At 44.2% G+C, this 15886-nt stretch carries 11 protein-coding genes; 9 read left to right on the forward strand and 2 right to left on the reverse strand.

The window, feature by feature from the left end:
* Window positions 1-84 precede the first annotated feature (84 nt).
* The 3 genes from E1163_RS11220 to deoD all read left to right on the forward strand — a co-directional run bounded on the left by E1163_RS11220 (window position 85) and on the right by deoD (window position 1395).
* Entirely contained in the window at window positions 85-306 is a 222-nt protein-coding gene (locus E1163_RS11220; protein WP_155171686.1) for a hypothetical protein, read from the forward strand.
* A 74-nt stretch (window positions 307-380) separates the two neighbouring features.
* Complete coding sequence (locus E1163_RS11225; protein WP_155171688.1) at window positions 381-530, forward strand: hypothetical protein; 150 nt, start codon at window positions 381-383, stop codon at window positions 528-530.
* Between the two features lie 157 nt (window positions 531-687).
* The gene (gene deoD / locus E1163_RS11230) at window positions 688-1395 is read left to right on the forward strand and encodes a purine-nucleoside phosphorylase (RefSeq protein ID WP_155171690.1); all 708 of its coding nucleotides are present in this window, start codon (window positions 688-690) and stop codon (window positions 1393-1395) included.
* A gap of 51 nt (window positions 1396-1446) precedes the next feature.
* Here deoD and E1163_RS11235 read toward each other — a convergent pair whose 3' ends face one another.
* Complete coding sequence (locus E1163_RS11235; RefSeq protein WP_155171692.1) at window positions 1447-2085, reverse strand: hypothetical protein; 639 nt, start codon at window positions 2083-2085, stop codon at window positions 1447-1449.
* A 309-nt stretch (window positions 2086-2394) separates the two neighbouring features.
* Here E1163_RS11235 and E1163_RS11240 point away from each other — a divergent pair, with 309 nt between their 5' ends.
* From E1163_RS11240 to E1163_RS11255, 4 genes are all read left to right on the forward strand, one after another.
* On the forward strand, window positions 2395-5238 hold the full coding sequence (locus tag E1163_RS11240) for a glycosyl hydrolase family 8 (RefSeq protein WP_155171694.1): 2844 nt from the start codon (window positions 2395-2397) through the stop codon (window positions 5236-5238).
* Between the two features lie 448 nt (window positions 5239-5686).
* A complete protein-coding gene (locus E1163_RS11245; RefSeq protein ID WP_155171696.1) occupies window positions 5687-7678 on the forward strand; it encodes a discoidin domain-containing protein in 1992 nt (663 codons plus the stop codon).
* Window positions 7679-7725: 47 nt separating this feature from the next.
* Window positions 7726-9888: a discoidin domain-containing protein gene (locus E1163_RS11250; protein WP_155171699.1), complete on the forward strand. Its 2163-nt coding sequence runs from the start codon at window positions 7726-7728 to the stop codon at window positions 9886-9888.
* 207 nt (window positions 9889-10095) lie between these two features.
* A complete protein-coding gene (locus tag E1163_RS11255) occupies window positions 10096-12369 on the forward strand; it encodes a hypothetical protein (protein WP_155171701.1) in 2274 nt (757 codons plus the stop codon).
* A 67-nt stretch (window positions 12370-12436) separates the two neighbouring features.
* Here the strand turns inward: E1163_RS11255 and E1163_RS11260 are convergent, their stop codons facing one another.
* Window positions 12437-13993 (reverse strand): FAD-binding oxidoreductase, encoded by a 1557-nt coding sequence (locus E1163_RS11260; RefSeq protein ID WP_155171703.1) that lies wholly within the window; start codon window positions 13991-13993, stop codon window positions 12437-12439.
* Window positions 13994-14399: 406 nt separating this feature from the next.
* Between E1163_RS11260 and E1163_RS11265 the strand changes: the two genes are divergently transcribed.
* Both E1163_RS11265 and E1163_RS11270 read left to right on the forward strand, forming a co-directional pair.
* Window positions 14400-15071, forward strand: coding sequence for an NAD-dependent epimerase/dehydratase family protein (locus tag E1163_RS11265; protein WP_343033812.1), 672 nt, complete (start codon window positions 14400-14402; stop codon window positions 15069-15071).
* Between the two features lie 89 nt (window positions 15072-15160).
* Window positions 15161-15883 carry a carboxypeptidase-like regulatory domain-containing protein gene (locus tag E1163_RS11270; RefSeq protein WP_155171705.1) on the forward strand — a complete coding sequence of 241 codons (723 nt, stop codon included), beginning with the start codon at window positions 15161-15163 and terminating at the stop codon, window positions 15881-15883.
* Window positions 15884-15886 lie beyond the last annotated feature (3 nt).

The following is a 15886-nucleotide window of genomic DNA, read 5'->3' on the forward strand; positions in this document are numbered from 1 at the left end:
GGGCATGTTATGTAACTTAGCTTCGGGTTGTGGGGTTGATCAGAACGGGCTTTTGGGAATAATAGTTTTAACTTAAAAGAAAAAATGGAAAGTACAGAAAGACCAACAGATGAGCAGGTTGATAAGCTAATGAATGCAGTGTTGAAAGAAAGAGAAGTTACTTTAAATCCGGTACAAGAAGTTAAGTTCAGGCATGCTTGTATAAAATCATATATGGAAAATCCTGACGTTAGTTTTGGGGACTTAATTATAGCTGCCAATATTTATTTAAACTACATACTTAGGTTTCCAGATCTAAGCCTTTAACTTGAAGGAGTTATCTTTTTAAATGAGTTTTTCAAATGAAAAGGAAAAAGTTCTATCTTGGGCAGCATTAAAAAATGGGTTGCCTGAAACTGACATATAGCGCTGAAAACGAAGTTCCGAACTGGAAAGTATGGACAGCGGAAAGCGGTGAAAAAGAGGTCAAAGAGGTAGGAAATCATTGGACTGATCAGTACCGATCTGTAGCAGGCAATTTAGGCCTCTGAGTACCCGAAAGACATGCTGTTAATGAGTACCATGATCATTAGTTTAATTCAAATTCTTTTAATAAACCCCTGACTTTTATCATCCCATCAACTAACAATTGACATTCCTGTACACTTCTAAAAAGAGGTAGTTTGTAATCAAAACACTACCGAATCTATGAGTATACATATTGGTGCTGAAAAAGGGGATATTGCTGAAACCGTACTTCTTGCCGGCGACCCGCTGAGAGCTAAGTTCATTGCAGAAAACATGTTGACTGACTTTACCTGCTATACGCAGGTTCGTAATATGCTGGGGTTTACCGGATATTATAAGGGTAAACGTGTTTCGGTACAGGGCACGGGTATGGGACAACCTTCACTGGCCATTTATACTCATGAATTAATTCATACCTATGGTGCTAAAAAGCTTATCAGGGTAGGGACATGTGGTGCTTTGATGCCCGAAATCGCTTTAGGTGAAATCATCATAGCACAGGGCGCATCTACAGACTCAAATGCCAACAGAATACTTTTTCAGGGACTGGATTTTGCGCCTCTGGCAGATTTTGACATGCTCATGAAAGCCTGGAAAGCAGCTAATGACAAAGGCATAAATGCAAGGGTAGGCAATGTTTTCAGCACCGACCTTTTTTACTTTAAAAATGACCCGGAACGCTGGAAAGTATGGACAGCCCACAAAATGTTATGTGCCGATATGGAGACGTCGATGCTGTATACTATGGCAGCAGGTGCCGGGGTGCAGGCATTGAGTATTCTTACTGTCAGTGACAATATTGTAACCGGTGCCTTTGGTACATCTGAAGAGCGGGAAAGGCCTATACTGGATATTGTAGATATTGCAATGGCGTGTGCTGATATATGAAAGCAGGGAATGTAAACCCCTAAGGCCAAAGCCCCGGGGTTTCATATTGATTTATTTAGCAACTACAAAAGCCTCTACATACCCATCAGGATGTTCATTGTCATACAGGATCTTATAGTCTCCGGCTTTAACTAATATTTGTTCGAAATCGGCATTCCGGCTGTGCTTTCGGAAATACTCTACCACCTCTTCCGAAAGCGGACTGTCTTCCGGGAAGCTAAATGTGCTGACAATCAGATCTGCAGTCCTTTCCGGATTATCAGTTTCGACCTGATCCTTAACAAGCTGCCTGAGTACCTTGTCCCGGTTGGGCAAGTCCCTTTTGGGTAGCGCTATATTTAGCAAGCCCAGCTTTTCTTTCTCTATGGGTACACCACCAACACTTGGAGCTCCCGTTAAATAGTATTGTGCGCAAAACCCATTGGGATAAGTACACGGCATCTGTGTAACTGCTATAGGATCGCAGGGTACCTGCACACCATTGGAATAGCAGGGGCCACCACCGTAGATATAGACCAGGCCTCTGATTTCGGGTAGCTCAAAATCTACATCAAGCCACCCATAGTCAGGCCACTGCGCTCTCGTTGTTGAGGTGCTATCTCCATTCGAAGGGGTAAGTGCGTGTTCTTCACTGCAGCCAGCTAGAATAACAATGGTTAATCCGGCTAAGATCATCTTTAAGTTTTTCATGATTGTATGGTTTTAGGTTTTATTAAGCCAACATTTTGTCAGCTCATTCAACCTCAGATCAACCGAAGTACTAAAGTGTTACCCCTTTGGATAGGGTTTTTCGCAGAAAGTAATCTTTTTGACTCACTATCAGGGTTTTAAGTTGCGGTTATATTCTTTAAACAAAAGAGCAATTTCACATATACCAGAAGTTTACTAAATTGAGTGAAAGGCCTTCATAGAACAGCAGGACTGGTTGTAGCACACATTCTCCTCGACAAGGAAAAGGATTTAGTATTTTATTAACAAACCAACTAATCCAACAATTTTATGAAACCAAAAATCAACTTAAACCCTAAGTATGTGCTGCTATTGGCCGTGACATTACTTGTTAGCTTTAGAAATTATGGACAGCAAAAACCTTTTCCACAGGCAGTGGATTATCCGGGCACTATTAAACCGGCATTGGCACAATCTATCCTCAACAGCGATGTCGCAGCCTATTATTCTTATTGGAAAAATAAGTACCTGAAAACGGGGTTGTCATCCCTTCCCGGCGGCTATTACGTCAAGGGTGAGATCACCGGCAATCCTGATGGTTTTACAGCCTTGGGCTCATCGGAAGGGCAGGGCTATGGCATGATCATTACCGCACTTATGGCCGGCTATGATACAAATGCCAAACTATACTTTGACGGACTTTTTGCTACGGCACGGGCTTTCCGTAGTGTGAACAACCCGTATTTGATGGGATGGGTAGTGGCTGATGATGTTAATGCCCAGGGGCATTTCAGTTCAGCTACAGATGGTGATATGGATATAGCCTACGCCTTAATTCTTGCCCATTACCAATGGGGGTCAGGAGGCAGCATCAATTATATTCAGGAAGCCACCAACACCATTAACGCCTTAAAACTTGAAAACGTAACCACAAATAACCGGCTGAACCTGGGGGACTGGGATGCGAAAAGCGCTTACAATACCCGTCCTTCTGACTGGATGTTCAGCCACATGCGTGCTTTTTATAAAGAGACCAATGATGTTACCTGGTTGAATGTTATCAACAACCTGTATGGGGTTTATGGTAATTTCAGCAGCAATTATTCTTCTTCAACCGGGCTAGTTTCTGACTTTATTGTAAACAACCCACCACAACCAGCACCACCAAACTATTTAGGCGAATTTCCGGAAACAGGAGATTACTATTACAATGCCGGCCGGTTTCCTTTGCGAGTGGTTATGGATTACGCACTGTATGGTACCAACGATGCCTACAACGTGGCAAACAAGCTGATAAGCTGGGTTAAGCCCGCTACGGGAAATAACCCAGCCAATATCCGGGCCGGTTATCAGCTCAACGGTACGCCATTGCCGGGATCAAATTATCAATCCGCAGTATTTATAGCGCCCTTCGTAGCGGCATCTGTAGTGAGCAGTAGCCATCAGGACTTCCTCAACAGTGGCTGGAATACCATCAGGAATATGCAGGCGGGTTATTTTGAAGATACCTACAACCTGCTTTGCATGCTTTTTATTTCAGGAAACTGGTGGAAGCCCGACGTAGCATCAGGCACACCTCCGGCGGCACCTACAGCATTAAGTGCATCGGCCGCATCTTCCACACAGATCAATTTGAGTTGGGTCGACAATGCGGGGAATGAAACCGGTTTTCAAGTGGAGCGTTCTCCTGATGGTAGCAGTAATTGGTCTGTAATAGCCACCCGCGACCGGAACATAAGCAGCTATTTTGATGCCGGGCTTTCAGCTTCCACCACCTACTACTACAGGGTGAAGGCCGTGAATGAATCAGGTAGTTCCGGTTACACCAACATGGCTTATGCGACCACAAGTGCAGGGAATATTCAGTCTCCCTTTGATGGTTTTATCTCCATACCGGGCACACTGGAAGCTGAAAATTTTGATCTCGGTGGGCCAGGAGTTGCTTATAGCGATAATACCACTGCTAATGAGGGTGGGGAATACCGTACAGGAGAAGCCGTGGATATTGAGTCCTGTACTTTAGGCGGGTACAATGTGGGTTGGACACTGCCTGGGGAATGGCTTGAATATAGCATAGATGTGGCGGCATCAGGTAATTACACTCTCGACTTTAGCACTGCAGCAGAAAGTAGTACCGGATCGCTAAAAATACTTGCAGATGGTGCCGATGTCTCTGGTACCGTTTCATTTAACGCTACGGGAGGCTGGCAGGTCTGGCAAACCCATACCTTGAGCGGTATAACCCTGGAGGAAGGGCGGCACATCCTCCGAATTGAAATGATCTCAGGAGACTTCAATCTGGACAAGATAACTTTCTCCCAGAATACTGACTTGCCATCACCTTATTCCCACGCAGACATCGGAGCGCCATCCCTTACAGGAAGTGCCAGCTATGCCAACGGTACTTTCACTTTGGAAGGAGCGGGTAACGATATATGGGGTACTAATGATCAGTTTCAGTATGTATACCGGACATTGACCGGAGATGGTGAAATAGTGGCGCGTGTTAGCTCTATTTCCAATACAAACCCTTGGGCTAAAGCAGGAGTGATGATCAGGGAGACACTTGCTGCCAATGCCAGACATGCCATGATAGCCGTGACACCTTCCAACGGTGTTGCCTTTCAAAACCGTTCTGTTACCGGAGGTACATCATTCCATACGGCCGGGAGTACATCCACGGCACCACATTGGCTGCGGCTGGTGCGTTCCGGAAGTATACTTACAGCGTACGAATCCACGGATGGCACAAACTGGAACGAGGCAGGAAGCCTTAACATTGCCATGGCTTCCGATGCTTATATTGGTTTGGTAGTGACGAGCCATGATGTCAATGGTCTGGGTACGGCCACATTTGACCATGTAACCGTTTCGGATAACATCTTAGCCTCATGGGCGGATGTTTCAGAGACCAATAATTTCAGCACTTCTGTTTACCCTAATCCTGCCAGTACAAAAATAGCTTTGAGTTATGAACTTCATGAGGATTCACAAGTGTTCATTGAAATTTTTGATATGTCAGGATATAAAGTATCTGTCATGGAAACCGGAGTAATGGACAAAGGCAAGCACCGCATCGAATATGATATTTCAGCCCTTCATGAGGGTATTTACCTCGTAAAAATCCGGAATAAGGACAAACTTTACTCGAGTAAGTTTATTGTGAAAGACTAAAAATCTAAAGAAAGGCCATTTCTTGATATGTCAGGAAAAGGCTTTTCTTTTTCTCCTCCGCCCCTTCATCAACTCCTTTTTGATCCTTCAAACCTATAAAAATTCAACTGGTGCTGCAGCTCAACTTACCTGACCCCTGGCGATTTATCAGGGTGTACTAGTATTGTCCTACCGCTTTTTTTCTGTGTTTGTCTGCTTCATTATTGATTTACTATATGTTTTGTCTGCCCCCGGCAGAGCAGGTAAATGTAAATCAATAATTATATGAAAACCATCTGTCAACTCCACAAAACGGCACATTGCTTTACCGGTTTCGTGTGTCTGTATACTTTGAGAAGTCTCCGGAAAAATGGAAGTGTTCCCTGACCGGGTTAGCTCACTATGCATGACTTAACCAATCATGCAGACCATATTCTAAATAATCAATAACCATAAACCAAAACCAACCATGAAAGTAATCAAATACATGATGCTGATGGCCTTGCTATGGGCAGTAACAGCCTTGACTCAGCCAGCATTCGCTCAAAACATTGCCCAATATAAGCCAACGCTCACCAGCAGCAACTATAGCAGTGCTTACGACGGCAGCAAAGCGGTAGATGGCAACACCGGGACAAAATGGACTACCCAGACCGGAATAAATGCACCTCACTGGATCCGGATTGACCTTCAACAGCAGTATAACGTTACCCGGGTGAAAATACTCCATGCAGCTACCGGCGGGGAACCATACTACTTTAATACAAAGAGGTACAGTGTACAGCTAAGTCTCGATGGCAGCAACTGGACCACTGTAGCCACATATACCAATACGGCCCAGCACCACACCACGCACCACGATCCTCCTGCAAGTCAGCAAAGGGCGAGGTATGTACGTTTCTATGTGCATGAAGCAAATTTTGTGGATCAATATGCGAGGATCCCTGAGATAGAGGTCAATGGCAGCCCGGCCAGTTCCGGGGGGCCTTCGAACCTGAGCGTGTCTACTCCGGGCTGTTCGGTATCCACCTATAGTGCCAGTTTTTCCTGGGCAGGCAGCGGCTCAGGCTGGTGGATCGATGTGTCAGAGAATAGCAGCTTCCCTGCTGATACCAGAACATATCATAAACGCATCGACAATGTAACCGGCACCACCAGCAGTGGCTTATGTGTATGGTATGACAACTGTTCACAAACACTTTCCCTGCTACCCGGGAGAACTTACTACTGGAGAATATGGAACGGATCAGTGCACACAAGCGGACAACCCTTTACGGTTAACGCATGCAGCACTGGTGGTGATGAATTGTATGGCCTATGTGTTAACGCTAACCCTGTAGCCAGCGGTCAGAACCCTCCGGCCCAGGCTTACACCGACCTTGGAGTAAAATGGGTGCGTTCTATTATGTATCAGGCGGGTTTTACACCACCTGCCAGTGCCCAGAGCAACGTGAAATGGCTGGTTATTTTTAACAGTGAAACTATACCTCAGGGCTCGATGACCTGGAATGACTATGTAATCCACTTTGCCAATGAGGTTCACAGGATCGTGAGCCAAAATCCATGGATATCGGCTGTACAAATTGGTAATGAACCGGACATACCACAATTCCACATCCCTGAAAGCCAGTATGCAGCCTTGCTGAAGCAGGCATATATAAAAGTAAAAACCCTGTCTAATCCGCCTATTGTAGTCTCTGCAGGGCTGGCTTCAGGAGCCGTTTCAGGAGGGCAATACCTGGACAATGTTAAAAGCTACTGGAATGGAGCCATTTATTTTGACAAAGCCGCATTGCATCCTTATCAGGCCGTTGCAGGAGGGATAGGGTGGCCGGCGCATGGCTATATGGATCAATCCATCAATGAATTCTACCGCCACACTGCCGGGCGCCAAATATGGGTAACAGAATTCGGCATAGCCTATCAGCAGGTCAACAACGACCAACAGGCCCAGGCGCAGTACCTAAGCAATTGCTATAACCTTTTTAAAACCCTGAAAGATGGTAATAAGCGTAAAGTAGAAGTGGCATTTTGGTTTGCCTGGGACGATAGAACCCATTGGAACCCTTACAATGAAAGCTACGGGCTGGTAGATCTTAATCATAACCCAAGACCGGCCTGGCATAGTTACAGGGGTGTAAGTATGGCTTCCCTGACAGCCGGAAATGAGCGATCCATGGGTTTTGAAAATGAACCGGTCATTGATCCTGAAGAAGCAGGTCTCTTTTCTATCTATCCGGTACCAACAGCCGGTGTACTGAATGTGAAATTAACAGGATTGAAGCATATGACTAAGCTGTCAATTTCAGATATGCATGGCAAAGAGCTGATCTATAAAGAATTACCGGCAGGTGACCCCCGCATAGAATCATTAAACATCGCCTGGCTTAAGCCGGGAGTTTATATCATTCATGTACAAAATGGTGAGCAATCCAAAAAACTTCGCTTCTCGCATTATTAGTACTTGATTTCAATCAGAAACATTAACCAACTAATAACCAATAAATTATGAAAAACAAAAACCAACTTTTAAACCTATGTCTGGTACTGGTCTGTTTGTGCCTGACATCTCATGTGGTAAGTGCGCAGAATATTGCGCTTTACAAACCGACACTTACCAGTAGTAACTACAGCAGTGCTTATGACGGCAGTAAGGCTGTAGATGGCAACACGGGTACAAAATGGACAACAAGCAGCAGTGCATATGCTCCGCACTGGATACGCATTGACCTGCAACAGCAGTATAATGTAACCAGGGTTAAAATACTGCACGCTGCCACCGGTGGTGAACCTTACTACTTTAACACCAAAAGGTATAGTGTGCAGCTCAGCCTGGACGGTAGTAACTGGACCACTGTTGCAACATATACCAACACGGCTCAGCACCACACTACGCATCATGACCCTCCGGCGAGTCAGCAAAGGGCCAGGTATGTGCGGTACTACATCCACGAAGCTAATTTTGTGGACCAGTACGCCCGTATTCCTGAAATTGAGGTCAACGGTACTCCTGCAGGTTCGGGAACACCCACCAGCCTGAATGTATCCAAACCCGGCTGCTCAAGCTCTGCTTACACGGCTAATTTCACCTGGTCGGGCAGTGGCTCAGGCTGGTGGATCGATGTATCAGAGAACAGCGGCTTCCCGGCTGACACAAGAACGTTTCACAAACGAATTGATAATGTAAGCAGTACGTCCAGCAGCGGTCTGTGCGTATGGTATGACAACTGCTCTCAAACCTTGTCACTACAGCCCGGAAAGACTTATTACTGGAGGATCTGGAATGGCTCAACACATACCAACGGCCCCTCCTTTACGGTGCCAGGATGTAGCGGGGGAGGCAACCAGACCATTTACGGCATTCATTTCTGGGCATCAGGCGCAGGCAGCTTAATGAACGGTAAAAAAGGGTGGACACTTGAAGTGATCAATGCCGTGCATAATGACCCTAACGCACTTAATGGCTTAATCAGCGCCATTAACAGTGAAGGAGCGTATCAGCCCATAGTAAGAATAAACTGGAACTATGGAAATACCATCCCTGACCCGAGCTTGCACCAGGAGTTCGCCAACAGATGCCGGAATATTGTCAGCAACCTTTATAATAATTACGGAGTAAAATACTTCCACATTGGTAATGAAATGAATCAGGACTATGAGTATGCTCCTGACGGAGACGGCAAAGGAGTGCCTGCCGATGAGTATGCCAACTGCTTCAAAACGGTTTACAGTACCGTAAAGGCCGCTGTACCAGGTGCACAGATCCTGGTTGGGCCAGTAGCCAACTGGAATGCCGTGGGTCAATACACCTGGACCGGTGCCCATGTTTACTACGATCAGTATTTTGACAGGATAGTAAACCAGATAGGAGGGCAATGTGATGGTTATGCCATCCATACTTATGGCATGCATGGTAGCGATAACCGCGACTGGTACACTACGGCAGACAGGCCTTTTGCCTTGCAGGTAGCACACCGAGCGCAGAACTCCTGGGGCTTTGGTTCTTATAAGGTAATGATGAAAGTGCTCGCCAAGTATTCATACGCCAGAACAAAACCTGTATTTATTACCGAAACCAATACATACCATGGCCTTACTGGTCCGGAGGTAGTAGGTGGCGATGCCCCGGCATTCAGCTATCCTTCGGGTTGGATGCAACAGTCTTTCGGAGAGATCAACAACTGGAATACCAATGCGACTGGGGAGAATACCTACGGACAAAAGATTAATGCGCTTTGCTGGTTTGTATATGAAGATGATGGTATGTGGAAATATTTTGCACTGGCAAACAATCATGGAAGTTTGCCGACTGCCCGAAGCGATTTTCAAAATGCAGTTAATTACAACTACGGTTCAAGTGTGTCGCGCATAAGCCAGGAAGATGAATTGGCTGCTGAGATTAAAGATATTGATGAAGCCCTCGAAGAGGCACTTATCGATGGCTTTTCCATTTACCCTAATCCTGCAGACCATGTGCTTCATATCAGGTTAAGAGATCAATCCGAAAACGCACGCATCTTAATTTACAGCATGGCAGGAGAGGAGATTTACTCCAAAGCCTACCAGGGTGACTTACTGACCATGTCTACCTCAGCCCTTGAGCCAGGTACATATCTGGTAAAAGTGATTACCGCTGACGAGGTTAAAGTAAGGAAAGTGCAGATTAGGTAGAGGAGTCTGCTCTACAGAGTTTTAGCTTTGGTTTTAGCTTAGCTGAAGTCGTCTCTAACGGGACGGCTTCTTTTTTTGTGTTATACCTTCAAAGATTTTAAGGCAAAAATACCCAAGGTTGGGTATTGATATCGGGATGCATACTTCGTTAAATTAGAAGTCAGAAAGAAAATTAAACCTAAACTATCTTTTCTAAAAACAAATAAAATGAACATCAAAGACCTAATCCCCGATCTGCTTAACCTGAATGGACAAAAAGTAAGTGATAAAACACTGGCTACAGAGCTGATTTCAGAGAAAGGCGCCACTCCGTCACTGGCCCTTCCCGGAGAAAATTTTCTCTTCAGTGCGAAAGCCGAGGGGGCCTTTTCCCTAAACCTTTTCAATGATACCAACGATCATTCCATTGATTCAAAAATCTTTGAACATTGGCCTGAAGCATCATCTCTTTATACAGACAAAGCCCTTTTGGGATATGCGCTGGAAGGTAAGGTCAAAGCTAATGCAGGTGCGGAAAACCTGGGCAAATTTGATCTGGGAATCAATGCGGAACAACTTTTTAAAATAAAGTCATTCCGCATTCACGATGCCAATACCAGCCTGAAGGATGCCTTTACCAGTGACGTAAGTTCTTTCAAATTCATTTTTAAAAAGGCCGATGTTACCAGTTTAAAGGTTAACGAAGCCATGGCTTTTGAAGCTGCGGGCAAAGTGGCCTTAAATGCAGGGGTAAAAGTTACCGATGTCTATAGCGGAACGGCCTCCCTGGTGGCCGGTATGCTGAACCTTAGCGGGCAGGTGGATCTTAAACTTGATGCCTCTGCATCGGTAGATTTTAAAATTGAGATTGAGGATGATTTTTCAGTTGTGATTATCCGGCAGGCAGAGGACAAATTCAAAGTGTGTATCAATAAAGTTGTGAAGCGGACAAAGGAGCTAAAAGCCAAGGCAGGTGTTGAGGCGGCTTTGGGTGATAAGGATAAGCTCAATGATCTGGTGGATAAGTTTTTTGAAGGGGTGGAAGAGGAGTTGTTCAAATATATCAATGACAAAATCAGTACAACCGGCCTAAAAGAGGCAGACTTTGAAAAGGCATTAAGAGCAGCGTCATTGCTCAATCTTACCGACATCTCTTCTGTTGAAGATTTTAAAGAGAAATACGAGGAGAAGAAGGGAAAAGTAAAAGAGAAATTGCTTGAGGTCATCACCAATAAAGTGGCTTTAGGAGTAGCCTACGACTATAACATCATTAAAACCAACGAATCCATATTTTCCGGCCGGTTTACCAAAAATGCGATGGAGCAGTTCCATGGAGACATTGTGAAGCTCCGGGTGGGAGATTTGGTAGAAGCCTATTTAAAAGACCAGAGTAGCTTTGAATTAACAAGTTACCTGAAGAGGGAAGCAACAGAAATTACCAGATCATTTGGGGTGAACCTGGCCTTTGGCAATTTCAAGCTTACATCAAGCATTAAAAAGGAATTTGAAGAGGTAACAGAGAGGAAATTTTTAACGGAAAGTAAGTCCGGTCTCATCGGAGTCAAAGTTGATACCTACAGCCGTAAGCGTACCAAAACATACAAACATGGAAAGAATAGCGACATATATATGATGAATATGGATGCTTCGATGCCTGTTTATGTATCAAAAGAAGAAGATCTCACGGCCGAAAAATTTGATTTTGGTTTCGGACTTTCTTTTGATATGACTGAGAATAAGACCAATACCAAGGAGCTTCTGGATATTGTTGACTGGGCAGTTACCTGGGATATTATACCACAACAAAAAAGTTCTGAGGTAATCAATAAGATCAAGACAGAGGTACTCGATAAAACTGACGATCCAATAACATATCATTGCTTCCTGAAAGTACCACAAGGAGAATTTGATGAGCTTATCCCATACTTCAGGTCCTCCCTGAAAACACTCATACCTTCAGCTCTGGCCGCCTCCATGTTACAGGTGGATTACATAGATATCCCTGTCAGAAACAATATTGATTTACGTAGGGAGCATTATACAGCCTTTTGGTCAAATTATCTCAAGAGTTACTCTAAGAATCATCCCGATACCATACCCGGGATTGTAGCTCAGGAGCTTTACAATTATTTTAATGACCAAAACCTGTCCAAATTGGCGATGTATGAAGGTGGGGAAGGCAACTATGAAGCCTATAATAGTGCCAAGACAGTAGAAATACTTGAGTTCAATAACGTGGATGTTATGGTTAACCGGCTTGTAGAGCACTTTGATAACTTAAGCAAAGCTATAAATACCCATGTGCACTATGAAAAGAAGATTTTTGTAAAGGCATTTAAGGGTATTGACAAAACCCATTTCTTAAAAGACTTTAATCTGAGATTTATGGGCAGGCTTATATTGGACATGAATAAGTTGCTGGCAGAACCAATTGAAATAGAGAAAGGTTTTAATATGACCTATAAAGAGAATGGAAAAGACAAAACCTATGTAATTGCTTAAACATTCCGGATCGCATAGCTATTTATGGACCTGCTTTATCATTATGAGCAGGTCCATAAATCTTAATCTAAATTATCGTCTTCCTCGACCTGAATCTGTTCTCCGGATCCCGGCTATATTTCTCTTTGATCTCAATCAGCTTTTCATAACTCTGCATAAAGTAAGTTTCCGTAGGTACACCATCATCTTTGAAGCTGATAAAAGCGCCGCTGGTTTGTGGAAACTCAGCCTTTCGACATTCCTCAAGCCAGTCCATAGCCCTGTTGGTATAGAGGTTCACGCCTGCTTTTTCTGATTCTTCAGGTGAGATATTCCTGTCAGTGTCCCACCATACCTGATACTGAATAGTGTAAGGCCGGTCTTTATATGGAAAAGCGCTGCCCTGAGGAAAGTCGGCTGGTTTATAGTTCGCATAAAAGGGGCCGGATATAGCCCCGAGAGTAACATATGCCCTTACGCCAAGTACTTCACCCTTCTCAAACAGCAGGTCAGATTCCAGGCTTCTGATCAGTTTTTTGCGACCTTCATCTCCAAGCCCATCTGCATTGACCAGTCTGGAAGTAATTTTGTGAGGAGCAGGAATGTCATCCTCCAGTGGTATATCCCGAAGCAATGGTCGCCCACTTTTAATGGCCATTCTTCTACGGTGAGAGGTGAGCTCCCAGGAAGAAAACTGCAAATGATGATCAGGCCCTTCATCAGAGAAGAACTCCAGATGGTCAGGAGGGAGGTTAGGGAACCATTGCTTGATTTCGGCTTCTATTTCTTCTTTGGTGCCTGCGTAATAGCCAAAGAAGGTGCAATCATGAGCGGACTTTTCAATCGGTGTATTGTCGGCAGGTTTGGCAAAGATCTGGAGGTTAGTACCCAGCAAATTAGGGCTTTGGCCAGGGGCAATAGCATTTTCCCAGCCTTTAAGCACTTCCAGTGCCGGTTTCATATTCCAGGTAGCAGCAAACTTATAGGTAGTTTCCGGCAAAGGAAATGTTTTGATCACCAGCTCGGTAACTATGCCATAGCTGAATCCGCCACCGCCACGCAGCGCCCATAACAGTTCCTTTTCCTCATCAGTACCCTGGTCAGAAAGCGTTTTGATGCTGCCATCACCAAGTACGATAGTAGCGCCCACCAGGCTCTCGCAGCACATACCGTGCTTGCGTGTCCAAGGCCCCCAGCCACCACCTAGTGTGAAGCCTGTAATGCCTACGGTCTGGCACGTGCCATGAGGTATGCCTACTTTGTTCTCATTCAATACCTTGATCAGGTTTTTAAAAATACAACCCGGCTGTATGCGCGCTACATGAGCCTGATGGTCAATAGTGGCATTGTTCATATGTCTCATATCCAACACCAGGGCATCTGTAGCCATACATTCGCCTTCATGGTCATGGCCACCACCCCTTACACGCAGTTCACGATCAGATTGAAATGCGAACTTAACAAGGCTGGATACATCTTCTGCCGTCCTTGGGTATACAATAGCCCACGGACGAAAGTGGAACCGCCGGTTAAAGATTTGGCGGGCGGCATTATAAGCGACAGGGTCAGAACTGCAGTCTGTCAGTACTTTCATTTCTCCGATATTGAAACCGGCATCTTCAAAAGCTTGGGTGAAATCATTCATGCTATATTAAGGTATTTGGTTGCCAGACTTGGGGTATAAGCTACCACACCATTTGCTTCTGAAACTGCAAGTGCTTTACAGACAATTAGTTCCAAAAATATGTGAATGAATAAGGCTCAATTCAAACGGTAGCTCCATTAATTTAGGCACTTATTTTGTTAAAAGAAAGAATCAGAAATTACATATTAATTAATTGATAATCAGTAAGATATGAGCATTTAAGATTGTTTTTAAACAGTTAATTCATTGATAATCACCAACTAAAATGCTTTGGTCATGTAACTGATTTTTTATGTACTTACCACCCTGGCAGGTCATTTATTGGCCTGGTGTAGTGTAACTCGGGCAGGACTAAGTAACTCTATCAAAAAAAAATGTAAATTGAAACTATTAAACAACCCGCTGAATGATGAAAGTTATAATTACCGGAGCGACTGGAATGATAGGCAAAGGAGTGCTTCTGGAATGCCTGGACCATGAGGCCGTGGATAGGGTATTGGTTTTAGGCAGAAGCAGTGTAGGGGTACAGCATAATAAGCTCAGGGAATTATTACATGATAACTTTGAAGATTATTCAGAGATAAAAGATGAATTCAAAGGGTACGATGCCTGCTTTTATTGTCTTGGAGTAAGCGCCGCTGGCATGAAGGAAGAGCGGTATACCACCATAACTTACAACTATACTCTGGCCCTGGCCAAAACATTGCATGTCATAAACCCGAATATGACCTTTACGTACGTTTCGGGAGAGGGCACTGACTCAACCGAAAAAGGCAGTTCAATGTGGGCCAGAGTAAAAGGTAAAACAGAAAATGACCTTCTTAATATAGGTTTCAGGCAAGCTTTCATGTATAGGCCGGGTGCAATCATTCCTCTGAAAGGCATTAAATCCCGTACTAAAATTTACCAGTTCATCTACGACTATTTTATGTGGCTAATCAAGTTGCTTGAAAAGCTTTCACCCGATTCGATTGTAAACACTACAGACATTGGCTTGTCTATGATCAATGTTGCAGCTCATGGTTATGAGAAAAATGTGCTGAGGCCAAAGGATATACTGATTACTGCACGAGAGTAGCGTATTATACTACTTACACATCAGATTTTTTTTAATTTACTTTTATGGAATTATCTTGCCGTCTGCATCCCGTTATAAAAAACTGACTTATGCAAAAACAACTTTCCCTCTCCGTATCAAAGCCGTGTTCCGAAAAATGGGACAGTTTTTCTCCCACAGCAACAGGTGGCTTCTGTAGCTCATGCAGTAAAAACGTAATTGATTTCACTAAAATGAGTGATGCTGAAGTTATTGAATACTTCAAAAGTGCATCATCCAATACCTGTGGTCGCTTTCGAAAAGATCAGCTCAGAACATATCCACACCAGTTACCCTCGACTCCTCGCACCGGTTATAAGTGGCTGCAAACCGGTCTCTTAAGTGCTGCCCTGGTTTTTATCAGCAAGGAAACCAGTTTGGCGCTACCAAACTCGAAAGCAAAAACAGAGATTTTTGATACAGATGGTAAAAAGACCGAATCCTCAATGTCAACAGCAGAAGGTTATATTGTAAGTGGTGTAGTAACTTATGAAGATAATGAGCTATTACCAGGTGTAAACATAATACTGAAGGGAACGGAAATTGGCACCGTAACCGATATAGAAGGAAGGTTTAAATTTCCGGCAGAGTTAAGAGAGGGCGATGTTCTGGTATTTAGTTTCATTGGCTTTAAAACAGAAGAGTATACCATAAGAAAAAATTCTCCGGAAGTACTGGAAATCAACATGTTGATGGATGTGCAAATATTGGGCGAAGTGGCAGTTGGGGGAGCATACACAGCCCAACCCTCAGGCCTGGCAGGGGTATGGTATAAAATTAAAAATCTGTTTTAATGA

It is taken from the genome of Fulvivirga kasyanovii (assembly GCF_009711405.1).
In the GTDB taxonomy this organism is placed as follows: domain Bacteria; phylum Bacteroidota; class Bacteroidia; order Cytophagales; family Cyclobacteriaceae; genus Fulvivirga; species Fulvivirga kasyanovii.

Excerpts from the sequence above, each read along its gene's own strand:
- E1163_RS11220 (WP_155171686.1), top strand. The coding sequence starts at position 85 with ATGGAAAGTACAGAAAGACCAACAGATGAGCAGGTTGATAAGCTAATG.
- E1163_RS11225 (WP_155171688.1), top strand. The coding sequence starts at position 381 with ATGGGTTGCCTGAAACTGACATATAGCGCTGAAAACGAAGTTCCGAAC.
- deoD (WP_155171690.1), top strand. The coding sequence starts at position 688 with ATGAGTATACATATTGGTGCTGAAAAAGGGGATATTGCTGAAACCGTA.
- E1163_RS11235 (WP_155171692.1), bottom strand. The coding sequence starts at position 2,085 with ATGAAAAACTTAAAGATGATCTTAGCCGGATTAACCATTGTTATTCTA.
- E1163_RS11240 (WP_155171694.1), top strand. The coding sequence starts at position 2,395 with ATGAAACCAAAAATCAACTTAAACCCTAAGTATGTGCTGCTATTGGCC.
- E1163_RS11245 (WP_155171696.1), top strand. The coding sequence starts at position 5,687 with ATGAAAGTAATCAAATACATGATGCTGATGGCCTTGCTATGGGCAGTA.
- E1163_RS11250 (WP_155171699.1), top strand. The coding sequence starts at position 7,726 with ATGAAAAACAAAAACCAACTTTTAAACCTATGTCTGGTACTGGTCTGT.
- E1163_RS11255 (WP_155171701.1), top strand. The coding sequence starts at position 10,096 with ATGAACATCAAAGACCTAATCCCCGATCTGCTTAACCTGAATGGACAA.
- E1163_RS11260 (WP_155171703.1), bottom strand. The coding sequence starts at position 13,993 with ATGAATGATTTCACCCAAGCTTTTGAAGATGCCGGTTTCAATATCGGA.
- E1163_RS11265 (WP_343033812.1), top strand. The coding sequence starts at position 14,400 with ATGATGAAAGTTATAATTACCGGAGCGACTGGAATGATAGGCAAAGGA.
- E1163_RS11270 (WP_155171705.1), top strand. The coding sequence starts at position 15,161 with ATGCAAAAACAACTTTCCCTCTCCGTATCAAAGCCGTGTTCCGAAAAA.